Here is a 21627-nt window from a genome sequence, read left to right as displayed (position 1 = left end):
CCCGAATTTCTGGAGAAAAGATGAGTTCGATTCAAGCGTCGCGTATCGGTCTGCTGGCCGGAGCAATCATTCTTGGCCTTGGCTGTACGATCACCTCTGCGGCCAATGCCCAGGTCCGCGGAGCACTGCATGTCCCTGTCGGAGAAGTCGAGGAAGGCAACCGGCGTTTCATCGTGAATTTCAGATCGGGTCTGATGAACCATGATCCGGATGCGGTGCAGTCCACGTTGGCGGCTGCCGCCGCAAGAGCGTGGTCGGGCCGGGATTCGCAGATCATTCCCCGCCTGCGCGCACAGCGGCGGACGGCACTGGGTTCCGAGCTTGTGATTGCTTCGCGTGCCCTGCGCGGTGCAGAGAGCGAACGCCTGCTGCAGGCGTTGCGCGAAGATCCGGCGGTGCGCTATGCGCAGATCGATCATCGTATGTATCCAGTGCAGGGGCTGCCCGATGACCCGCGCCTGCTGGACCTGCAGTGGGACATGCTAGAAACCATCGGCGGCATCCACGCACCGAAGGCTTGGCAGGACAGTGCCGGCGAGGGCATTGTCGTGGCGGTGCTGGACACAGGGGTGCTTCAGCATCGCGACCTCGCCGCAAATATGGTTGCCGGCTACGACATGATCGCGTCCTACGGACAGGACGATGATCATCCGGATATCGCCGTGGACGGCGATGGCCGTGATCCTGATCCCACCGACCCCGGGGACTGGAGCGATGGCAGCTTGTGTGGGATCAGCAACAGCAGCTGGCATGGCACTCACGTTGCCGGTACTGTCGCGGCGGTTGCCGACAATGGAATCGGCATCGCGGGTGCGGCGCACGGTGCACGGGTGCAGCCGGTACGTGTCCTGGGCCGGTGCGGAGGATTCACCTCCGACGTCGCCGACGGCATTATATGGGCGGCCGGCGGCCAGGTTGCTGGCGTTCCCGACAACACCACACCGGCGGAGGTGATCAATCTCAGCCTGGGCGGAGGACGTTCCTGCGCGGAGAGCCCGGAGCACCAGGCTGCCGTTGATGCGGCACGTCGTCTCGGCAGTGTGGTCGTCGCAGCGGCAGGCAACTCCAACTCGGACACGGCAGGTTTCTCCCCCGCCAGCTGTACAGGCGTGATTGCGGTGGGGGCGACCGGTATGGGAGGGGCGAAGGCCAGCTACAGCAACTATGGCTCGACCGTCACGCTGTCTGCTCCCGGCGGGGATATCGACATGAGCCTGGCTCCCTCGATGGCGGCGATCTGGTCCACGGGCGATGGCGGCACGCAGGGCGCCAACAATGACAACCTGCTGCTTGGAATGCAGGGAACCTCGATGGCAGCACCGCATGTGGCTGCCATTGCGGCGCTGGTACAGTCGGCGTCCATCAAGGCGGGGCGTGGAGTGCTGACGCCGGACGAGGTGCGCGACATCCTCGTGCGATCCGTGCGTCCGTTCCCTGCAGCGCCGCCCGCCGGCAAGCCGATGGGTGCGGGTATTGCCGACGCCTATCGCGCGGTGCAGCTAGCCCTAGGCAATGAATTGCCGGCGCAGCCGAAGCTGGCCCTGCAGCCCAACGTACGGTTGGATGCGCAGAGTGGAGTTGCCGGGCAGACCATCGTCTACTCGCTGGATGTGCCGGGCGGGACGCGTACCCTGAACCTGCGCACGCTGGGCGGGAGTGGAAATATCAGCCTGTACGCCAGCCGCAATGAGGACGCTGTGCCGGAAACCGCGGAGTATCGCTCGAACAAGCCAGGAACCGCAGAGGCGATTGTGATCAGCCACCCCGCTTCGGGAATCTGGTACGTGCACGTGGTGGGGGACACAGACTTCCACGATGTCTCGGTGCTGGGCCTGACACGCTGAAGCGGCCCCGCGTCAAAACAGAAAGGCGGCCATGAGCCGCCTTTCTGCTTCGATCATGTGGAACCGTCAGCACTCGATGACGTTCACCGCCAGGCCTCCGCGGCTGGTTTCCTTGTACTTGTCCTGCATGTCGCGGCCGGTATCGCGCATGGTCTTGATCACCTTGTCCAGCGACACCTTGTGCTTGCCGTCGCCACGCATCGCCATGCGCGAGGCATTGATCGCCTTCACCGCGCCCATCGCGTTGCGTTCGATGCAGGGAATCTGCACCAGGCCACCGATCGGGTCGCAGGTCAGGCCCAGGTTGTGTTCCATGCCGATTTCCGCGGCGTTCTCGATCTGGCTGGGGTTCCCGCCCAGTGCCGCGACCAGGCCACCGGCCGCCATCGAGCAGGCCACGCCAACCTCGCCCTGGCAGCCCACTTCGGCGCCGGAAATCGAGGCGTTTTCCTTGTAGAGTATGCCGATCGCCGCCGAGGTCAGCAGGAAGTCGAACACGCGCTGTTCGTTCGCGCCCGGGCAGAAGCGATCGAAGTAGTGCAGCACCGCCGGCAGCACGCCGGCCGCACCGTTGGTCGGCGCAGTCACCACGCGGCCACCGGCAGCGTTCTCCTCGTTCACTGCCAGTGCGTACAGGTTGACCCAGTCCAGCGTGGTCAGCGGATCGCGCATCGCCGCTTCCGGCTTCGACGACAGTTCGCGGTACAACGCCGGCGCACGACGGCCCACCTTCAGGCCACCCGGCAGCACGCCTTCCTCGCGGATGCCGCGCGCCACGCACGACTGCATCGCACTCCAGATCTCGCGCAGCCGCGCGCGGATCTCGTCTTCGCTGCGCCAGCACTTCTCGTTCTCGAACATCAGCTGGGCAATGCTCAGGCCGCTGCGCGCGGTCTGCGCCAGCAGCTCATCGCCGCTCTTGAACGGGTAGGGCAGCGGGGTCTCGTCGGGCACGATGCGATCATCGGCCGCGTCGTCCTGGTTGACCACGAAGCCGCCGCCGACCGAATAATAGTCGCGGGTGGCGATCACTTCGTCGTCGGCGTTGTAGGCAGTGAAGCGCATGCCGTTGGTGTGGTAGGGCAGCTTCTGGCGCTTGTTCATGCCGAGGTCGCGCTTCTCGTCGAAGGCGATCTCGTGCTGGCCCATCAGCTGGATGCGCTTGCTGCTGCGGATGCGCTCCAGCGTGGCCGGAATGATGTCTGGATCGATCAGGTTCGGCCGCTGGCCTTCCAGGCCGAGCAGGATCGCCTTGTCGGTGCCGTGGCCGCGGCCGGTCAGTGCCAGCGAGCCATAGACATCGGCGCGGATGCGCGCGACCTCGTGCAGGCGGCCCGGGTCGAGCAGCCAGCGATGGATGAATCGCTCGGCGGCCTTCATCGGCCCGACGGTGTGCGAGGAACTCGGGCCAATGCCGATCTTGAAAACGTCGAACGTGCTGACAGCCATGGTTGCCGTACTGCGGGTACCGGAAGAGATCGCTATTCTAGCGGTTCACGCCGCACTTCCATGGCTGCGGCGCAGCATTTCCGCCACGGGAGCCCGGCCGGTGTTGACCCTTATCCAACGTGACGATTGCCACCTGTGCGACATGGCCCTGGCCGAGCTGGCCAGGGCACGGGCGCCGGAGTTCGAATCGGTGTTCCTGGACGACCAGCCGGCGCTGGAAGCGCGCTATGGCACGCGGGTGCCGGTGCTGCGTGACGAGCGCGGCGACCGCGAGCTGGACTGGCCGTTCGACGCGGCCACGGTTCAGGCGTGGCTGGCCGTCGATCGGTAGTGCCGGGCGCTGGCCGGCAACCCCTCTGTTCCGGGTGATGCCGGCCAGCGGCCGGCACTACCAGATGCGGTTTATTTCGCGTCGAACTTCACGATCGTGCTGATCGCGGTTTCGTCCGGGATGGTCTTGGTGTCGGCCCAGTCACCGCCGCCGACGCCGAAGTCCAGGCGCTTGACCGTGGCCTTGCCGGTCAGCACCGGCTGGGTGCCCGGCTTCCAGGTGAAGGTCAGCGTGACCGGCTTGCTGACACCACGAAGCTCCAGGGTGCCATCGGCGGCGAACTGGTCATTGCCCATGGCGCGGAAGCCCTTGGCGGTGTAGCGCGCGGTGGCGAACTTGCCGACGTTGAAGAAGTCGGCGCCCTGCAGGGTCGAGTCACGATCGCTGTTGCCGCTCTTGGCGCCTGCCAGCGGAATCACCACATCCAGCGAACCGGCAGCCGGGTTGGCCGGGTCGAAGCTGAGCTTGGTCGCGAAGCCAGGGAAGCTGCCGGTGAACACTTCGCCGTCGTACTTGGTGGCGAACACCAGGATCGAACCGGCGCCGGGAGCCTGCGCGTAATCGGCAGCGAGTGCCGGAGCGGTGGCCAGCATGCCGGCCAGGGCGGCGGCCACGGCGGCCGGAGTGGTCAGTTTCAGGTTCATCGGTCAGTCCTTCTGAGGGGAGGCGAGCCAGCCACGCGGCAACATGCGGGACAGCGTTGCATCGCGCTGGAACAGGTGGTGGTAGAAGGCAGCGCCGGCATGGGCCAGCACCACCGCGATCAACAGCCAGAAGCCGTATTCGTGGAGGGCATGGGACACCGCGACGACCTGCGGGTCGGGGCCGCTCAGCTTGGGCACGTCCACCAGGCCGAACCAACGGAACGGGCGCAGGCCACTGGCCGAATCGTACAGCCAGCCCGACAGCGGGATGGCGAACATCAGCACATACAGCAGCACGTGGGTGGCGCTGGCGATGCGCTCCTGCCAGCTGGGCACGCCCGGCACCGGCTTCGGTGCCCCGGCGTACAGGCGCCAGCCCAGGCGGAACAGCACCAGCGCCAGCACGGTGATGCCGATCGACTTGTGCGCGGTGTAGACCCAGAAGTACTTGGGCGTCTTGGGCAGTTCGCCCATGGTCAGGCCGACCACGCCCAAGGCGAGGATCAGCAGTGCGATCAACCAGTGCAGGATCTGGCTGACACTCCCCCAGGCGGCGGGGGTGTTCTTGGCGGTCATGAGGGGTCCTCTAGCGGGCCGTCTTGGGGTCGGAGTGTGGAAGGGGAGCGGGAGTTCCCGGGGCGTCGCTGCGGTCGAGGGTGGCTTCCGCCTCGATCCTCAGCTGTACTGCATCACCGATGACGCCCGGCCAGGCGGTGATGCCGAACGCGCGCCGGCTCAGCGTGGTGCTGCCGGAAAAACCGGCGGTGCGTCGGAACGGGGGAAGCGGATAGCGCTTGATGGCGTTGAGGGTCACATCCAGCGTGATTTCCTGGCTGACCCCGCGCAGGGTCAGCGTGCCGATCACGTGGGCGCGCCTGGCATCGATCGGTTCGACCTTGGTGGAGACGAACCGCGCGGTCGGGAAGCGCTCGCCGTCGAGCAGGCTGCGGGCCAAGGTGGCCTGGTTCCACTTGGCATCACCAAGGTCCAGCCGCGACACCGGAATATCCACTTCCACGGTGGCGTCGCGCCAGTTGTCGGGATCGAACCGCACGCGCCCCTCGCTGCCCGATACCGTGCCCATGGCCTGCGAGTAGCCTGCGTGGTCGATCGAGAACAGCACCCGCGTGTGCACCGGATCGAGGCGATAGGTGTCAGCGGCCGCCCAGGCAGGGGCGGTGGCGAGCAGCATCGGCAACAGGGCCAGGCAGGGACGCATCGATGGCGGGCTCCGGAAGGGGACGCTGCGATCATACGCACAGCCCCCTGCCAACGTTGCGTGCATGGGTGCAACAGTTCGTGGTGGTGCCGCCGCTGGAAACAGGCTGTTGCAGCCATGACCCCGGCCCTGTGTGACAATCGGCGCAGGACAGGGGGTTCAGGATGACGAGCGGCTGGCGCCGGTGGTGCCGTGGCATCGCAGGTATGGGACTGCTGCTGGTGGCGATGGCCACGGCGGCTGCGACCCTGGACATGGCAGAAACACCACGCCTGCGCCGCTTCGGTGCCGCCGAAGGCTTGCCGTCTCGCATGGTGGTGGCGCTGGCCGAGGATCGCCAGGGCCACGTCTGGGCCGCCACCGATGGTGGACTCGCCCGCTATGACGGCAACAGCCTGCGGGTCTGGGAGCACGACCCGGAACAGCCGGGCTCGTTGCCTGGCAACGAGATCGAGACCCTGCTGATCGACCCGCTGGACCGGGTCTGGGTGGGCATCAATGGCAAGGGCGTGGCACGCCTGGATGCCGACCGCGAGCGCTTCCAGACCTTCGATACGGTCAATTCCACCTGCCAGGGGCAGTTCTGGGCACTGGCTTATGTCGACGACGCCTTGTGGATCGGGACCAACAACCATGGCGTCTGCCGTTTCGGCGAAGACGGCAGCGTGCGCCTCTACACCCATGATCCCGCGCGCCCGGGTGGCCTGCCCAGCAACAGCATCTTCACCAGCCTGGTCGACGCGCGGGGCCGCCTGTGGGTCGGCACCGAAGCCGGTGTGGCGCGTTGGAACGGCAGCGGCTTCGAGCCGGTGGCCGCGCGGGAACTGGGGAGGCTGAGCGTGCTCCGGTTGAGCCGTGATGCAGACGGTTCGATCTGGGTAGGCAGCCAGAACGATGGCCTCTACCGCATCGATGGGCAGGACCGGGTCAGTCGCCCGCGATGGGCCGACAGTGCCCAGCTGCGGTCGGCCCTGGTCCTGGCCGATCGCCAGGGGGGCTACTGGGCGGGTACCTCCGATGGCCTGTTGCGAGGGGATGCGGCGGCGTTGCGCCGGCTGGAGGGGGACCGCGGCAGCGGCTTCCTGACCGCGCACAGCGGTGTGCTTGACCTGCTGCAGGACCACGAGGGCGGTTTGTGGGTGGCGTTGCTGACCCAGGGCCTGGCCTATCTGCCACCGGACTGGCGGCGCTTCTCGATCTGGAACCAGCTCGACGGCAAGCCGCTGGACAGCCAGTACCTGTTGAGCGCGGCCAGCGACGGGAAGAACTACTACGTCGGCTCGGCGCGAGGGGTGTACCAGCTCGATGCGCAGGGCACCCTGCGCCTGCTGGCCAGCGACCGGCAGCTCGGCAACGGCGTGGTGTGGTCGGTGCTGCCGCGCCCGGATGGTCGCCTGTGGCTGGGACGCGGCGGCCGCATCAGCGTCTACGATCCGGCCACCGGCGCATTGCGTGATCTGCGGATCGATGGCAGTGCCGACCTGCGCCAGCGCATCGACCTGATGCGGCAGGCCCCTGATGGCACGGTGTGGGTGTCGGTGATGGGCCTGGACCTGCAGCAGCGCGATGCAGAGGGCCGGCTGCTGCACAGTCATCCGCTGGAACATTTCCGCGGGACGGCCGATGCGCCGATCGAGCAGATCCGCTTCGACGCCCACGGCCGGCCCTGGGTGATGGGCGACATGGGCATCTGGCGTGAGCAGGCCGGACGCTTCGAGGCAGTGCCCGGCGTTTCGCGCGGCCCGATCTACGATCTGGCATGGATCGATCCGCAGCAGTTGTGGCTGGCGCGCCAAGGCGCCTTCGAGCGCTACCAGTGGGATGGCATGAGCCTGCGCCTGATCCAGCGCATCGACGGCAGTGCGGGCGTGCCGCCGGTGACCATGGGGGGGCTGGCGCTGGCCGACAACGGCCAGCTGTGGGCCACGACGCCGCGCGGCCTGCTGCGGTGGGACCCGAAGACGCGGCGCCTGCAACAGTTCAACGAACGCGATGGCCTGTCCGATGCCGAGTTCACCGGTCGGCCACCTGCGGTGAACGCCGATGGCCGCGTGTTGGCGGTTACCCAGACCGGCCTGGTCGCCTTTGATGTGAATGCCGACGACACCGTGCTGCCGCCTTCATCGCTGGTGATCGCCGAAGTGCGGGTGCGGCGCGACGACGCACGCGGCTGGCAACCGCTGCCGCTCACCGGCACCCTGCTGCTGGGACCGGACGACCGCGATCTGCAGATCGATGCGCGGCTGCTGTCCTATGCCAGCCCGCAGGGCAACCGGTATCGCTTCCGCGTGCAGGGTTACGACCAGGACTGGGTGGAGCAGGGGGGCGATGGCCAGCGCACCCTGTCGCGGCTGCCGACCGGCCGCTATGTCATCGAGGTGCAGGCCGCGACTGCCCGGGGCGCGTGGACACCTTCGCAGCAGTTGCAGGTGAAGGTGCTGCCGCCGTGGTGGCGCAGCGGCATGGCGATATTCGGCTACATCCTGCTGGGGTCGTTGCTGCTGGTGGTTCTGGTCTGGTCGATCCGCGCGCGGCTGCGCCGCCGCCAGCAATGGCAGCTGACGGTGCACAAGCAGCAGTTGGCCGAGCAGGCCTCGCAGGCCAAGAGCCGTTTCCTGGCTACGCTGGGCCACGAAGTCCGCACGCCGATGACCGGCGTGCTGGGCATGAGCGAACTGCTGCTGGCGACTCCGCTGGATCCGGTGCAGCGCGGCTACGCCGGGTCCATCCAGCAGGCCGGCAGCCATCTGCTGCGGCTGGTCAACGATGCCCTGGACCTGGCCCGGATCGAAGCTGGGCGGCTGGAGCTGGACCTGCGCCCGTTCGATCTGGGGGAGCTGCTGGACCAGGTGCAGGGCCTGATGCAGCCGATGGCGCAGCAACGCCAGCTGGTGTTCCAGCGCGGCGAAGACCCGCCCGGGCCGGTCAGTGTCAGTGGCGACGAAATGCGCGTGCGCCAGATCCTGCTGAATCTGCTCGGCAACGCGATCAAATTCACCGAGCGCGGCCACGTCGGCCTGGCCGTACGCCTGGAAGAAAAGGGCGGCCTGTGTTTCGAAGTCCATGACAGCGGCCCGGGCATCAACGCCGAGCAGCAGCAGCGCCTGTTCCATCGTTTCGAACAGGCCGACGGCCCGCGTACCGCGTCGCGCTACGGCGGCAGTGGTCTGGGGCTGGCGATCTGCCAGGAACTGGCGGTGGCGATGGGGGGGCGCATCGAAGTGGACAGCCAGCCTGGCAAGGGCGCGCGGTTCCGCGTGCGCCTGCCCCTGCCCTGGACGCGCCAGGCCGCCAGCGAAGCGGGCGACGTGGCGGCCCTGCCGGAACTGCCGCCGCTGCGCATCCTGCTGGTCGAGGACGATGCCACGGTGGCCGAGGTCATCGCCGGCCTGCTGCGCGTGCGCGGGCATGAGGTGGTCCACGTGCTGCATGGCCTGGGCGCGCTGTCGGAGATCGCCACCGATGGTTTCGACGTCGGCCTGCTCGATCTCGATCTGCCCGCGCTGGACGGTACGGCCATCGCCCGCCAGCTGCGTACCATGGGCTATGAACTGCCGCTGGTGGCAGTGACTGCGCGTTCCGATGCCTACGCCGAAACCCAGGTGCTGGCCGCAGGCTTCGATGGCTTCCTGCGCAAGCCGGTGACCGGCGACCTGCTGGTGACGGCCATCGCCCAGGCACGTGCGAAACGACAGGCGACTGCGTGACGACGCCGACGCCGGGCGTGAACGGCGCGACTTTCGGTTTACCATGCCGACGCCCGCAGCGCGGGAATCATCAGGACCAGCGTGAGGAGGCAATCGGTGGTGTATCTGCGGGCGGCGATGCTGCTGCTGGTCCTCCTGTGCTGCGCGTTGCCCGCTGCGGCACAGCCGGTGCCTCCGAGCCCGCGGCAGGTGACGGTGTTCGATGGCCTGCCGTCCAATACCGTCAACCGCATGGCCGAGGATCGCTACGGTTACCTGTGGATCGCTACCAACGATGGCCTGGCCCGCTATGACGGCCGCACCTACCGCGTGTGGCGTTCCGAGGATGGACTGCGTGACAACCGCATCTGGACGGTGCTGGTCGATGTCCGCAACCAGTTGTGGATAGGCACCGAGAACGCCGGCCTGGTGCGCATGTCGGCCGACCGCCGCCAGTTGCACTTCTACGACCGCAGCAGCCAGCCGTTGATGGGTACCAACACGGTCTGGAGCCTGGCCAGCACGCCTGATGGCTCGATCTGGTTCGGTACCCACGAAGGCGGCCTGTACCGCCTGGACAGCCAGGATCGCCTGCAGCGCTTCCTGCCCGAGCCGAACAATCCGCGCAGCCTGCCTTCGTCGTCGGTGCCCTACCTGGCCACGCTGGCCGATGGCAGCCTGTGGATCGGCACCAAGCATGGCGTGGCGCGCTGGACCGGGACCGACTTCGAGCGTGTCGGTACGGACATCATCCCCAGCCTTCTGATCAACGGACTGACCGCCGAACCGGATGGCAGCCTGTGGATCAGCACGATGGCCGGCGCCACCGTGCGCCGCCCGGATGGCCGCTTCGAAGCCCCCCCGTGGAAGCTGCCGCCGGGCGAGCAGGTGCTGGGCATGATGCTGCGCGACGAGCAGGGCGGGCACTGGCTGGATACACGCACCGGGCTGGGGCGTGCGGTCGATGGCCAGTACCAGACCGTGCCGCTGTACAGCGCGATCGCGCGCGGTCCGGTACGGCCGAACTGGACCGGTGCCTACGAGGACCGCGAAGGTGGCATCTGGTTGGCCAGCACCAATGCCGGGCTGTGGCACCTGCTGCCACGCTGGTGGCAGTTCTCGGTGCTGTCGCGCCTGGAGGACGACCCCAGCTCGCTGCGCAATGCGCTCGTGCTGGGTACCAGCCCCTCCAGCAACGGCGGCGTCTGGACGGTGGGCAGCCATGGCGCGCTGGACCGCTTCGATCCGAAGACCGGCAGGATCGAGCAGCATCGCACCTGGGTCAACGGCATGCACTGGTTGACCTCGGTGCGTGAGGACCGGCGTGGCCAGGTCTGGATTGGATCGACCGATGCGCTGGTGCGCTACGACCCGCAACGGCGTGAACTGCGTCGGTGGGGCCGTGATGCCGGTGCAGATGCGGCGATGGAAGGGGTGGTCGAAGCGATGATGACCTGCGACGGCGACAGCCTCTGGTTGATGCTGCCCGCAGGCCTGCAGCAGCGCGACCTCGACGGCCACGTGCGGCGCCAGCTGGACAATGGCCAGCGCGGCCTGCAGCAGGGCCAGCTCAACCTTGATGTGGAATGCGGGCCGCAGGACCACATCTGGCTGGCCAGCAGCCGTGGCCTGCTGCAGTGGCTGCCGGAAAGCGAGCGCTTCCAGCCGGTGCCGGGTGCGCCGGCAACGGCGATCCATGCGTTGCATGTGGGCCGTGACGGCCAGGTCTGGTTGTCCGAGGATGGTCGCCTGTCCCGTTACCGCTGGAGCCAGGGACGCCTGGAACGGCAGGCGGTGGTCGGTGCCGAACAGGGCTATCCGGCGATCTCCGCCTCCGGCCTGGTGGTGGATGCGCAGGGCGTGGCCTGGGCGACCAGCGCACGCGGCCTGGTACGTGTCAGTGCCGATGGGCAGAGCGTGCGCCTGTACGGCGTGCACGACGGCCTGCCAAGCCAGGAATTCCGCGAGCACACCTTGATCGCAGCGGCCGATGGCCACCTGGTGGCCGGAACGGCAGCGGGCGCGGTGGTGTTCGACCCGGAGCAGGTACGGCCTTCGGTCCGTCGCGCCCCGCTGGTGATCGAGCGGGTGGAAGTGCGCCGCAACGAGCAGGTGCTGGACATGACCCACGATGCGCCGTTGCAGATCGCCGATGGCGACCGCGACCTGCGCATCGTCGCGCGATTGCTGTCCTTCGCCGACTCGGCGTCCAATACGTACCGCTACCGCCTGGCCGGCTACGACCCCGATTGGGTCGAAGTCGGCCCGGCCGGCGAGCGCCTGTTCTCGCGCCTGGCGCCGGGCAGCTACCGGCTGGAAGTACAGGCCCGGTCGGCCGACCATGTGTGGTCGCGGGTGCAGAGCCTGGAATTCCGCGTGCAGCCGCCGTGGTGGCGCAGCCTGTCCGGCCTGCTGGTGCTGGCGTCGGTCGGGTTGCTGCTGACCAGCTGGTTTGCCTGGCTGTACCGACGCCGCCTGCAGCGGCGGCACGCCTACCAGCTGGCGCTGCACAAGCAGGAACTGGCCGAGCAGGCGTCGGCGGCCAAGACCCGCTTCCTGGCCAACCTTGGCCATGAGATCCGCACGCCGATGACCGGCGTGCTGGGCATGAGCGAGCTGCTGCTGGCCTCGCCACTGGACCCGCAGCAGCGTGGCTACACGCAGTCGATCCGGCATGCTGGCGAGCACCTGCTGCACCTGGTCAACGATGCGCTGGACCTGGCGCGGATCGAGTCCGGGCGCCTGGAACTGCAGTCGCAGTCGTTTGCGTTGAATGGCCTGTTGCAGGATCTGGCGGCGCTGATGGGCCCGCTGGCTGCACAGAAGGGCCTGCGCTTCGTCCTCGACAATCAGCTGCCTGCGGGCCTGCAGGCGACCGGTGATGCCATGCGCGTGCGGCAGATCCTGCTCAACCTGCTGTCGAACGCAGTGAAATTCACCAGCCGCGGCACTATCACCCTGCATGCACGTTGCGATGGCGAGCTGCGTGCGCTGCACTTCGAGGTGCGCGATACCGGCCCGGGCATCAGCCAGGAACAACAGCAGCGCCTGTTCCGCCGCTTCGAGCAGGCCGATGGTGCACGTACCGCCGCGCAGTACGGTGGCAGTGGCCTCGGTCTGGCGATCTGCCGCGAGCTGGCGCATGCGATGCAGGGGCGGATCCAGGTGGAGAGCCAGCTGGGTCGGGGCACCTGTTTCGGCGTGACCTTGCCGTTGCCGCTGGTGGTGAACAGCGATGCCGAGGCATCGGCCGAGGGGCATCGCGACGAAGCGGCGAACATGCCGCCGCTGCGGGTGCTGCTGGTCGAGGACGATGCCACCGTGGCCGACGTGGTGCGTGGCCTGTTGAGCGCACGCGGTCACGAGGTGGTGCATGCCGGCCATGCGCTGGCGGCGCTGCGCGAGGTCAGTGCCGGCGATTTCGACGTCGGCCTGCTGGATCTGGACCTGCCGGGCCTGAGTGGTTTCGAGCTGGCCCAGCACCTGCGCAACCAGGGCTACATGCTGCCGCTGCTGGCAGTGACGGCGCGGACCGATCCGGACCTGCAGCAGCAGGTGGAAGCAGCCGGCATTGGCGGCTTCCTGCGCAAGCCGGTGACTGGTGAGCTGTTGGTGGAAGCGATCGCCAGGGTCACGGGTAGGTAGGTTCTGCAAGGCCTGCGGCCCTGCACCCGCCTTCGACAGAATTCTGCGTGCTGTCGAAATGGCGTGGGGTCAGATCCGTTTCCCGTAGGAAAACGGATCTGACCCCAGATCGATTTCGATATCTGACAGATGTGTCGTTCAAGGTCGACACCTATTAAGAGCCGCCGGAATCTGTCAGAGGTGGGGCGGTGTCCAGAGGTGGGGCGGTGTCGCAGTGCGGGGTGTCAGCCGCATGGATGCGGCTGCCAAGCCTACAAGGACGTACTTGCGGCGTCCCCGCACTGCGACACCGCCCCGCCAACCCACGGAATGCCGCTTTGGCTGTTGCTGTTGCCGGCCAGCGGCCGGCACTACCGCGGGTGCAGGGCCGCAGGCCCTGCCGAACCACCCTCACTCCGCGACGTGCTCGACCTGCCGCGGTTCGGGCTTGGTGTCGGGCAGCTGCCAGAAGATCATCGTCGAGGTCAGGGTGATCGCGCCCACGCACAGGAATGTGGCATGCAGCGCGGCGGTCGCGCTGTTGCTGTCCAGGTGATTGCCGAACGCGGCCAGCAGGCTGCCGGCCGCCGCGGCGCCGAAACCGGCGGCCAGCATCATCACCATCGACAGCAGGCTGTTGCCGGAACTGGCGAATTCGCGGTCAAGGTCGCGCAGCGTCACGGTGTTCATCACGGTGAACTGCAGTGAATTGACCGCGCCGAAGAACGCAAGCTGCACCAGGCGCCAGGCCAGGTGCTGGCCAGGTGTCATCAGGATGAAGCTGGCCATTGCCAGCCCCACCAGCACGGTGTTGGTCATCAGCACGCGGCGGTAGCCGTAACGTTCGACCAGCTTCACTGCCAGTTTCTTCGACACCATGCCAGCCGCCGCTACGGGCACCATCATCAGGCCGGCGTTCATCGGGCCCAGGCCGAGGCCGACCTGCAGCAGCAGTGGGATCAGCATCGGCATGGCACTGCTGCCGATGCGCGAGAACAGGTTGCCGAGGATGCCGATGCGGTAGCTGGGTACGCGGAACAGGGCCAGCGAGAACAAGGGTGCGGTGGAATTGGCGGCATGCAGCCAGTAGCCCACCAGCGCAGCCAGGCCCGCGACCGTCATCAGCATCACCAGCGCGTGTGGGGTGCCGAGTCCGGAGATGCCGTCCAAGGCCAGCGACAGCACCACCATCGCAAAGGCCAGCATGATGTAGCCGCGCAGGTCGAAACGGGTGCGATGGCTGGCGTAATGGTCGGGCATGATCTTCATCGCGGCGATGAAACCGATCACGCCGATCGGCAGGTTGATCAGGAACACCCAGTGCCATGAGGCGATCTCGACCAGCCAGCCGCCCAGCGTCGGGCCGATCAGCGGGCCGACCAGCGCGGGGATGGCGATGAAGCTCATCGCGCGCAGGAAATCCTCGCGCGGCACCGAGCGCATCACCGCCAGCCGACCGACCGGCAGCAGCATCGCACCGCCGATGCCCTGCAGCACGCGCGCGCCGACCAGCTGGTGCAGGTGCTGGGCCAACGCGCAGGCCAGCGAGCCGAGGGTGAACAGGATGATCGCCACCAGGAAGGTGCGCCGGGTGCCATAGCGGTCGGCGATCCAGCCCGAGGCGGGAATGAAGGTGGCGACCGCCAGCGCATAGCTGAACACCACCGACTGCATCTGCAGGGGGCTCTCGCCCAGGCTGGCCGCCATCGCCGGCAACGCCGTGTTGACGATGGTCGAGTCCAGCATCTGCATGAAGATCGCCAGGGACACCAGCCACAGCAGGGGACGCTGGCGGTTGTAGGTCGATGGCGATGTGGACATGGGGTGTGGCCGGTGCAGCGTGGGGGCCGCCATGATCGCGCACTGCGGGTCACGGCGCGATCAACATCGCGCCGTGATGGCATGCGGAATGCTCAGCGTTGGCTGTGCGCGTGCACCGCGTCGACCAGGACCTGCACATGCGCCGGGTCCATGTCCGGCGACATGCCATGGCCCAGGTTGAACACATGGCCTTCGCGCGAGCCGCCGTTGCCGGCGGCATAGGTGTCGAGCACGCGCGCTGCGGCCGTGGCGATCGCATCCGGCGAGGCGTACAGCGTGGTCGGGTCGAGGTTGCCCTGCAGCGCGACGCGACCACCGGTGCGGCGCATTGCTTCGTCCAGGTCCAGCGTCCAGTCCAGGCCAAGTGCATCGGCGCCGGTCTGCGACAGTGCTTCCAGGTGCAGGCCGGTGCCCTTGCCGAACAGGATCAGCGGCGTGCGCTCGCTGCCTTCGCCGCGATCCAGGCCCTGTGCAATCCGCTGCAGGTAACGCAGCGAGAACTCGCGGTACATCGCCGGGGACAGCACGCCACCCCAGGTGTCGAACACCTGCAGCGCCTGCGCACCGGCCGCGCGTTGCGCACCGAGGTAGGCGATCACCGCTTCGGTGGTGACCTCCAGCAGGCGGTGCAGCGCCTGCGGGTGGTTCAGCGCCATCGCCTTGATGCGTGCGAAATCCTTGCTGCCGCCGCCTTCCACCATGTAGCAGGCCAGCGTCCAGGGGCTGCCGGAGAAGCCGATCAGCGGTACCTGGCCGTCCAGCTCGCGGCGGATCAGGCGGACCGCATCCATCACGTAGCCCAGGTCCTGCTCCATGTCCGGCACCGCCAGCTTGGCGATGGCCGCTTCATCACGCACCGGATGGCGGAACTTCGGGCCTTCGCCTTCGACGAAGTACAGCTCCAGGCCCATCGCATCGGGAATGGTGAGGATGTCCGAGAACAGGATGGCTGCGTCCAGGGGGAAGCGGCGCAGCGGCTGCAGGGTGACTTCGCAGGCGATCTCCGGGGTCTTGGCCATGGCCAGGAAGCTACCGGCCTTGGCCCGGGTCGCGCGGTATTCCGGCAGGTAGCGGCCGGCCTGGCGCATCAGCCAGACGGGGGTGCAGTCCACCGGTTCGCGGCGCAGGGCGCGCAGCAGGCGATCGTTGCGGAGAGGGCTGGTCACGATGGGCATTCCTTGGACGGGAGGAGCAGCGGCGTCAGTCGCCGTGCGAAAGGATCTGGAAGCCGCGATGCAGTTCGGCATCGCGGGCCTTCTCGAAGGCGTGGCGGGCGTCGTCGGCCTGCAGGAACAGCTCGCGCCGCAGCTGCGAGCGGCTGCCGACGCGGCCGCTCTCGCGCAGCAGCTCCCAGCCGCCGAACAGGTCCGGCTGCAGGCTCAGGCGCAGGAAACGCGGTGCCTGCGCACCGGCGTCGGGATGTTGCAGGTAGACGTGCATGGCGCCGATTGTAGCGGGGCAGGGGTGACCCCTGCCGCAACGTGGTAGTGCCGGCCGCTGGCCGGCAACTTCATGCGTGGAGGAGCCTGCCAGCGGCCGGCTCTACCTGGCTGACAGCACCTTCAGTACCGCCGCTTCATCGACGTCCGGCACCACTTCGGCGCGCCCCATGCCGCGCCACAGCACCAGGCGCAGGCGGCCGGCCACGTTCTTCTTGTCCAGGCGCATGCGGCCGAGCAGGGCCTGCGGGTCCAGCCCGGCCGGGATCGCCACCGGCAGGCCGAGGCGTTCCAACAGTGCCTGCAGGCGAGCGCGGTCGGCATCGTCGGCCAGGCCGAGGTCGGTGGACAGCTTCGCCGCCAGCACCATGCCCACCGCCACCGCCTCGCCATGGTTCAGCGCATCGCGGCCTGGAGCCGAGTAGCCCTGCTCGGTTTCGATGGCATGGCCGAAGGTATGCCCGAGGTTGAGCAGGGCACGTTCGCCCTTCTCGAACGGATCGCGCTCGACGATGGCGGCCTTGTGCCGGCAGCTGCGCGCGATGGCTTCGGAAAGCACGTGGTCTTCACCGGCGACCAGCGCATCGGCATGCTGCTGCAGCCATTCGAAGAACACCGCGTCGCCCAGCGCACCGTACTTCACCACTTCGGCCAGGCCTGCACGCAGTTCGCGCGGCGGCAGGGTGGCCAGCACGCGGGTATCTGCGATGACCGCACGCGGCGGATGGAAGGCGCCGACCAGGTTCTTGCCGGCCGGGATGTCGACGGCGGTCTTGCCGCCCACCGACGAATCGACCATCGCCAGCAGGGTGGTCGGCAGCTGCACGCAGTCCACGCCGCGCATCCAGCAGGCGGCGGCAAATCCGGCAAGGTCACCGACCACGCCGCCGCCGAGGGCGAAGACACAGGCGTCGCGCGTGGCGCCGAGCGCCGCAAGCGCTTCGATCGCGCGGCCGAATTCGGCCAGCGTCTTGGAGGCCTCACCGGCGGCCAGCACGTGCTCGCCGATGATCAGGTCGGGGCGCGCGGCCAGCAGGGTCTGCTTCACCGGCGCCAGATAGCGCGGGGCGACTTCGCTGTCGCTGAGCAGCAGCACATGGCGGCCGCGAACGTGCGCGGCCAGTGCAGCGCCATCGGCCTGCGCACCGGCGCCGATGGTGATGGTGTAGGGGCGGTCGCCGCCAACGGCGACCTGCAGCAGGGCGGGGGAAGTCATGCAGTCAGGTCCTGGCGCTGCCATTGCGTGGCCAGCTTGACCACCAGCTGGGCAGTCGCATCGGCAGCGGTGTACGGGTCGGTATCGAGGGTGAGGTCGGCCAGTTCGCGGTATAGCGGGTCGCGGTGTGCGGCCAGGTCGTGCAGCACCTGCTCGCGGTCCGGGCGTTGCAGCAGCGGCCGGCCCTTGTCGCGGGCCAGGCGTTCCAGCTGCGCGGTCACGCTGACCCGCAGGTAGACCACGAAGCCGCGGCGGGCGATCAGTGCACGGTTGCCGGGGTCCAGCACCGCGCCGCCGCCGGTGGAGACCAGCTGGCTGCGGCCTTCCAGCACACGGGCCAGGGCCTCGCGTTCATGGTTGCGGAAACCGGCTTCGCCGGCGTGCTCGAAGATGGTCGGGATGCTGGCACCGGCGGCATCGACGATGGCCTGGTCGACATCGACGAAGTCCAGCGTGAAGCGCTCGGCCAAGCGGCGGCCGATGCAGGTTTTGCCGGCGCCCATCGGGCCGATCAGGATCAGGTTCGGAGCAGGATTCATGCCCTCTGATGCTAACACCTCCGTGCCCTGGCCTTTACGTTCTTCACGTCAGGGTAGGCGTTCCAGCGGGGTCTCCCGCGCCAGCCGGAGTACAGGCCATGACAGTCGCCAAGGTCATCGAAATCACCGCCTCCTCGCCGAAGAGCGTGGAGGACGCCGTGCGCAGCGGGCTGAAGAAGGTCTCCGAGACGGTCAAGGGCATCCAGGGCGCCTGGGTGAACGAGACCAAGGTGGTCACCAATGGCAGCGGCGAGATCACCGAATGGCGGGTCAACCTGCGGGTGACCTTCCTGGTGGAATAGGCGTGCTCAGCGCACGTCCTGCACTTGGCGCTGGCCGTCCAGTACCACCACGTGGTCGGCGAGGGCGGGCAGGGTGTGCAGTGCCTGCCGACTGACCCGCTCGTAGTACTGCACGAAGCGCTCCAGCTGTGGCCGGCTCATGCCGTGCCGGCCTGGCTGAAAGGCCTGCAGGTTCTGCTCCTGCTGCCAGCGCCAGCGCGGTACCACCGAGAAATCCGGCGGCTGCAGGAACCATAGCCGGTCGTAGCGCTGCCACAGCGCCGGGTAGTCGCGGGCCAGCGCCTGGTTGCACCAGCGCCGCCAGCGGCCATCGGCGTCGGCCTCGCGCTCCAGCGCGTTCAACGGGCTGTCCAGCGCGTTGTCATCCTGCGCGGGCGTGCCCAGAAACCAGCCTTCGAACACCAGCAGGTCCAGCGGTTGGTGCAGGTGCGGCCATTGCGCTTCGGGCAGGCGTTCGTCGGCCAGCTTGTCGAAACGCGGCATCGCGAAGGGCTGGCGCGCGGCCACCGCATCCAGCACTGCGTGGGCCAGCGGCAGGTCATGGGTGCCCGGCGGGCCCCGGGTGATCAGCAGTGGATGCACCTGGCGGGCCAGCCGCTGCCGCTGTGCGCGGGTCAGGTAGACATCATCAATGGACAGCGTGGCGGCGTTCAGGCCGCGTGCCTGGGCGCGGGCCACGACCTGCGCGGCCAGCGTCGATTTGCCGCTCCCCTGCAGGCCGCTGATCGCCAATACTGGAACCGCTGCGCCACTGCCCAGTGCGTCGTCCAGCACCTGTTCGGCCAATGTTTCGGGGAATCCTTTCACCTGGGGCATATACGCAGCAGCGGCCATGCAGCCACAATAGCCCAATCCGTGTGAGAAGAACGCAATCATGAGCGACCTGTACGCCGAAGCCCTGTCCACGTTTGCCAGCCTCTTCGAAGAGGCCAGGCAGAGCCGCGAGGTCGAGCCGAACGCCATGACCGTGGCCACCGCCGATACGCACGGCCGTCCCTCGGCGCGCACCGTGCTGCTGAAGGCGTTCGATGAGCGTGGCTTTGTGTTCTACACCCACCTGGACAGCCACAAGGGCCGGGAGCTGCAGGCCAATCCGCAGGCTGCACTGCTGTTCCTGTGGCGCAGCCTGCGCGAGGCCGGCATCCAGGTGCGCATCGAGGGTCGTGCCGAGCAGGTGGCCGATGCCGAGGCCGACGCCTATTTCGCCAGCCGCCCGCGGATGAGCCAGATCGGCGCCTGGGCTTCGCAGCAGTCGAAGACGCTGGCCACGCGCGAGGAATTCGACGCGCGCGTGGCCGAGGTCGAAGCCCGCTTCGAGGGCCAGGACGTGCCGCGCCCGGACGGCTGGAGCGGCCTGCGCGTGGTGCCTGACCGCATCGAGTTCTGGTACGGCGCGCAGTTCCGCCTGCACGAGCGCTGGTGCTATGAAGCCGGTGCGGAAGGGCGCTGGAGCAAGCGCCTGCTGTACCCGTAAGGCTGACTGATGCAACGCCTGCCGCTGTACCGCGTGGTGGTGTTCGTGCCGTCGGCAGCACTGGACGCAGTGAAGCAGGGCATCCTTGCGGTGGATGCCCTGGCAGGGGGTGACTACGAGCACGGCATGTGGTGGTCGGCGCCGGGGTTCGAGCAGTTCCGCCCGCGCGTGGGTGCGTCGCCCGCGCAGGGTGAGGTGGGGCGCACCGAAGTGGTCGACAGCGTGCGCCTGGAGTTCTGCCTGCCTCGGGATCCGCTGCGGTTGCAGCGCATCTTCGAGCAGGGCATCGTGCCGCATCATCCATGGCGGGTGCCGGTGGTGCAGGTGGAGGAAGTCGAGCTGCTGCTGGCCAAGTAGATCCACGCCATGCGTGGATGGGATGCTTGAAGAACGGTGCGAATCAAGGTTCGCACCCACCAGGCAATGAGTGGTTACAACCCCTCCGCGCGCAGCCAGCGCCACAGCGTCGTGCGTGATACGCCCAGCGCCTGCGCCATGCCCTCGCGGTCATTGCGGTGTTCATGCAGCAATGCTTCCAGCTGCGCACGCGGTGGGCGCTTGCCGTTGCTTTCCACTGGCAGTGTGGCGATACCTTCCTTCACCAGCTCGGGCGCGAGCTGCAGCAGGCGCGCTGCATCGATCAATCCTTCCCCAGGCTGCCAGTGGATGCGTAGTCGATCCACCAGATTGCGCAGTTCGCGCACGTTTCCCGGCCACTCGGCCGCGCTCAGCAACGCCAGTGCATCCTCATCCAGTGGCGCGTCGATGCCACGCAGCTGGCGGAAGAAGTGCTGTGCCAGCAGCGGGATGTCACTGCGCCGCGCACGCAGCGGGGGCAGGGCGATGCGTAGTGCGGCCAGCCGGTAATACAGGTCGCGACGGAAGCTGCCGGTCGCCGCGCGCTGCTCCAGCGACTGCAGGGTCGCGGCCACCACGCGCAGGTCCACCGGCGTCGGTTCGGTAGCGCCGACACGCAGCACCTCGCGTTCTTCCAGCACGCGCAGCAGGCGGGTCTGCAACGGCAGCGGCAGTTCGCCGATCTCATCCAGGAACAACGTACCGCCATCGGCGGCCTCGACCAGGCCCACGCGACCACCGCGCCGTGCACCAGTGAAGGCACCATCGCTGTAGCCAAACAGTTCGGCTTCCAGCAGTGATTCGCTGATGGCGCCGCAGTTCAGCGCCACGAAGCGTCCGCGACGGCCACTGGCTGCGTGCAGCTGCCGCGCCACCAGCTCCTTGCCGGTGCCGGTTTCGCCGGTCACCAGTACGGTGCTGTCATGCGGTGCATAGAGCGCGATCTGTGCGCGCACCTGGGCCATCGCTTGGCTGTCGCCGAGCAGTTCATGCGTGTCGGCACGCGCTGCCGGGCGCCGGCGCGGGGCGGCTCGGTTGCCGCTGGAGCGGGCCAGCGCCTGGGTCAGCTCCAGCGCATGTTCAAACGCTTGCCGCACCGAGTCGGCCGAATAGAGCAGTACCCCCGGCAGGCCGGCCTGTTCGGCATGGTCGATGGCCATGCCGGTGCCGACGATGACCTCGATGCCGTTGGCGCGCAGGTCGGCGATGCAGTCGCGCGCATCCTCGCGGGTGACGAAGCGGCGGTGCTCGATATCCAGGCCGAAACTCTGCTGGAAGTTGCTGAACGCCGGTACGTCGCTGGCGTGGGTGACCAGGCCGATGCGGCTGGCGATGCGGCGGGCACGGGCCAACGCTTCCATCAGGTCGAAGCCATTGGCCTGGATCGGCACCAGTGGCAGCTCCAGCCGACCGCGCAGCCAGGCCGCGTTGGAGCCGCCGGCGATGACCACGTCGCAATGCTCGCGGCGCAGGCGTTGGCCGATCACATCCACCGCTTCCTCGAAACCTAGGTTGATCTGCTCGATGCGCGCGCGTCGATCGAATTCGGGAATGACATCGCCGAGCAGGCCGGTCAGGCGCGAGACGCTGACCGTCCAGATCACCGGGCGACCGGGGTCGGTGTCGGCGTGGCGCAGGGGTGAGCGGGGCAGGTACATGGCGGCTGGAGGTCGACGTGATGT

At 67.9% G+C, this 21627-nt stretch carries 18 protein-coding genes; 7 read left to right on the top strand and 11 right to left on the bottom strand.

The annotated features are described in order from the left end of the window. Positions 1-20: 20 nt before the first annotated feature. Positions 21-1844, top strand: a complete 1824-nt coding sequence (locus AC5P7X_RS18300) for a S8 family serine peptidase (protein WP_253137290.1) — start codon at positions 21-23, stop codon at positions 1842-1844. 66 nt (positions 1845-1910) lie between these two features. On the opposite strand, the gene AC5P7X_RS18295 is transcribed toward AC5P7X_RS18300, so the two are convergent. Continuing rightward, on the bottom strand, positions 1911-3293 hold the full coding sequence (locus AC5P7X_RS18295; RefSeq protein ID WP_065178205.1) for an L-serine ammonia-lyase: 1383 nt from the start codon (positions 3291-3293) through the stop codon (positions 1911-1913). A 100-nt stretch (positions 3294-3393) separates the two neighbouring features. On the opposite strand from AC5P7X_RS18295, the gene AC5P7X_RS18290 reads away from it, so the two are divergent. After that, positions 3394-3624, top strand: a complete 231-nt coding sequence (locus tag AC5P7X_RS18290; protein ID WP_032954410.1) for a glutaredoxin family protein — start codon at positions 3394-3396, stop codon at positions 3622-3624. A 71-nt stretch (positions 3625-3695) separates the two neighbouring features. Here AC5P7X_RS18290 and AC5P7X_RS18285 read toward each other — a convergent pair whose 3' ends face one another. From AC5P7X_RS18285 to AC5P7X_RS18275, 3 genes are read right to left on the bottom strand one after another with little or no spacing between them, the layout of a single operon-like run. Continuing rightward, positions 3696-4268 (bottom strand): YceI family protein, encoded by a 573-nt coding sequence (locus tag AC5P7X_RS18285; protein ID WP_005418389.1) that lies wholly within the window; start codon positions 4266-4268, stop codon positions 3696-3698. A gap of 3 nt (positions 4269-4271) precedes the next feature. Next, positions 4272-4844, bottom strand: a complete 573-nt coding sequence (locus AC5P7X_RS18280) for a cytochrome b (RefSeq protein WP_005418388.1) — start codon at positions 4842-4844, stop codon at positions 4272-4274. A gap of 10 nt (positions 4845-4854) precedes the next feature. Further along, complete coding sequence (locus AC5P7X_RS18275; protein WP_053499626.1) at positions 4855-5487, bottom strand: YceI family protein; 633 nt, start codon at positions 5485-5487, stop codon at positions 4855-4857. A gap of 164 nt (positions 5488-5651) precedes the next feature. Between AC5P7X_RS18275 and AC5P7X_RS18270 the strand changes: the two genes are divergently transcribed. Then, positions 5652-9194, top strand: coding sequence for a hybrid sensor histidine kinase/response regulator (locus AC5P7X_RS18270; protein ID WP_329843200.1), 3543 nt, complete (start codon positions 5652-5654; stop codon positions 9192-9194). Positions 9195-9290: 96 nt separating this feature from the next. Then, entirely contained in the window at positions 9291-12818 is a 3528-nt protein-coding gene (locus AC5P7X_RS18265) for a hybrid sensor histidine kinase/response regulator (protein ID WP_495215244.1), read from the top strand. A 390-nt stretch (positions 12819-13208) separates the two neighbouring features. Here the strand turns inward: AC5P7X_RS18265 and mdtD are convergent, their stop codons facing one another. The 5 genes from mdtD to AC5P7X_RS18240 all read right to left on the bottom strand — a co-directional run bounded on the left by mdtD (position 13209) and on the right by AC5P7X_RS18240 (position 17812). Next, complete coding sequence (gene mdtD, locus AC5P7X_RS18260) at positions 13209-14618, bottom strand: multidrug transporter subunit MdtD (RefSeq protein WP_005418383.1); 1410 nt, start codon at positions 14616-14618, stop codon at positions 13209-13211. Positions 14619-14710: 92 nt separating this feature from the next. After that, positions 14711-15793, bottom strand: a complete 1083-nt coding sequence (hemE, locus tag AC5P7X_RS18255; protein WP_032954409.1) for a uroporphyrinogen decarboxylase — start codon at positions 15791-15793, stop codon at positions 14711-14713. A 25-nt stretch (positions 15794-15818) separates the two neighbouring features. Next, positions 15819-16058 carry a WGR domain-containing protein gene (locus AC5P7X_RS18250; RefSeq protein WP_053498927.1) on the bottom strand — a complete coding sequence of 80 codons (240 nt, stop codon included), beginning with the start codon at positions 16056-16058 and terminating at the stop codon, positions 15819-15821. Positions 16059-16160: 102 nt separating this feature from the next. Beyond that, positions 16161-17273 (bottom strand): 3-dehydroquinate synthase, encoded by a 1113-nt coding sequence (gene aroB, locus AC5P7X_RS18245; RefSeq protein ID WP_005418377.1) that lies wholly within the window; start codon positions 17271-17273, stop codon positions 16161-16163. Further along, positions 17270-17812, bottom strand: a complete 543-nt coding sequence (locus tag AC5P7X_RS18240; protein ID WP_053498926.1) for a shikimate kinase — start codon at positions 17810-17812, stop codon at positions 17270-17272. Before AC5P7X_RS18240 ends, aroB begins: the two co-directional genes overlap by 4 nt. 98 nt (positions 17813-17910) lie before the next feature. Here AC5P7X_RS18240 and AC5P7X_RS18235 point away from each other — a divergent pair, with 98 nt between their 5' ends. Next, positions 17911-18114, top strand: coding sequence for a dodecin family protein (locus tag AC5P7X_RS18235; protein ID WP_005410663.1), 204 nt, complete (start codon positions 17911-17913; stop codon positions 18112-18114). Between the two features lie 6 nt (positions 18115-18120). On the opposite strand, the gene AC5P7X_RS18230 is transcribed toward AC5P7X_RS18235, so the two are convergent. Beyond that, positions 18121-18948 carry a kinase gene (locus tag AC5P7X_RS18230; protein ID WP_206620461.1) on the bottom strand — a complete coding sequence of 276 codons (828 nt, stop codon included), beginning with the start codon at positions 18946-18948 and terminating at the stop codon, positions 18121-18123. Positions 18949-18988: 40 nt separating this feature from the next. Here AC5P7X_RS18230 and pdxH point away from each other — a divergent pair, with 40 nt between their 5' ends. Together pdxH and AC5P7X_RS18220 are read left to right on the top strand one after the other, a co-directional pair. After that, positions 18989-19588, top strand: a complete 600-nt coding sequence (gene pdxH, locus AC5P7X_RS18225) for a pyridoxamine 5'-phosphate oxidase (protein WP_329843193.1) — start codon at positions 18989-18991, stop codon at positions 19586-19588. Positions 19589-19597: 9 nt separating this feature from the next. Continuing rightward, complete coding sequence (locus AC5P7X_RS18220) at positions 19598-19945, top strand: YqfO family protein (RefSeq protein WP_329843191.1); 348 nt, start codon at positions 19598-19600, stop codon at positions 19943-19945. A 74-nt stretch (positions 19946-20019) separates the two neighbouring features. Here the strand turns inward: AC5P7X_RS18220 and prpR are convergent, their stop codons facing one another. After that, on the bottom strand, positions 20020-21603 hold the full coding sequence (prpR, locus tag AC5P7X_RS18215) for a propionate catabolism operon regulatory protein PrpR (RefSeq protein ID WP_329843189.1): 1584 nt from the start codon (positions 21601-21603) through the stop codon (positions 20020-20022). Positions 21604-21627 lie beyond the last annotated feature (24 nt).

Source organism: Stenotrophomonas sp. YJH_SMC_53 (genome assembly GCF_059369995.1).
The sequence above is the reverse complement of the archived record's forward strand: the minus strand, read 5'-3'. Positions and strand labels throughout refer to the sequence as shown.

Coding starts and splice junctions, on each gene's coding strand:
- AC5P7X_RS18285 (WP_005418389.1), bottom strand. CDS start 4,268: ATGAACCTGAAACTGACCACTCCGGCCGCCGTGGCCGCCGCCCTGGCC.
- aroB (WP_005418377.1), bottom strand. CDS start 17,273: ATGACTTCCCCCGCCCTGCTGCAGGTCGCCGTTGGCGGCGACCGCCCC.
- AC5P7X_RS18250 (WP_053498927.1), bottom strand. CDS start 16,058: ATGCACGTCTACCTGCAACATCCCGACGCCGGTGCGCAGGCACCGCGT.
- AC5P7X_RS18295 (WP_065178205.1), bottom strand. CDS start 3,293: ATGGCTGTCAGCACGTTCGACGTTTTCAAGATCGGCATTGGCCCGAGT.
- AC5P7X_RS18235 (WP_005410663.1), top strand. CDS start 17,911: ATGACAGTCGCCAAGGTCATCGAAATCACCGCCTCCTCGCCGAAGAGC.
- AC5P7X_RS18270 (WP_329843200.1), top strand. CDS start 5,652: ATGACGAGCGGCTGGCGCCGGTGGTGCCGTGGCATCGCAGGTATGGGA.
- AC5P7X_RS18300 (WP_253137290.1), top strand. CDS start 21: ATGAGTTCGATTCAAGCGTCGCGTATCGGTCTGCTGGCCGGAGCAATC.
- AC5P7X_RS18220 (WP_329843191.1), top strand. CDS start 19,598: ATGCAACGCCTGCCGCTGTACCGCGTGGTGGTGTTCGTGCCGTCGGCA.
- prpR (WP_329843189.1), bottom strand. CDS start 21,603: ATGTACCTGCCCCGCTCACCCCTGCGCCACGCCGACACCGACCCCGGT.
- AC5P7X_RS18280 (WP_005418388.1), bottom strand. CDS start 4,844: ATGACCGCCAAGAACACCCCCGCCGCCTGGGGGAGTGTCAGCCAGATC.
- AC5P7X_RS18240 (WP_053498926.1), bottom strand. CDS start 17,812: ATGAATCCTGCTCCGAACCTGATCCTGATCGGCCCGATGGGCGCCGGC.
- AC5P7X_RS18230 (WP_206620461.1), bottom strand. CDS start 18,948: ATGGCCGCTGCTGCGTATATGCCCCAGGTGAAAGGATTCCCCGAAACA.
- hemE (WP_032954409.1), bottom strand. CDS start 15,793: ATGCCCATCGTGACCAGCCCTCTCCGCAACGATCGCCTGCTGCGCGCC.
- pdxH (WP_329843193.1), top strand. CDS start 18,989: ATGAGCGACCTGTACGCCGAAGCCCTGTCCACGTTTGCCAGCCTCTTC.
- AC5P7X_RS18275 (WP_053499626.1), bottom strand. CDS start 5,487: ATGCGTCCCTGCCTGGCCCTGTTGCCGATGCTGCTCGCCACCGCCCCT.
- mdtD (WP_005418383.1), bottom strand. CDS start 14,618: ATGTCCACATCGCCATCGACCTACAACCGCCAGCGTCCCCTGCTGTGG.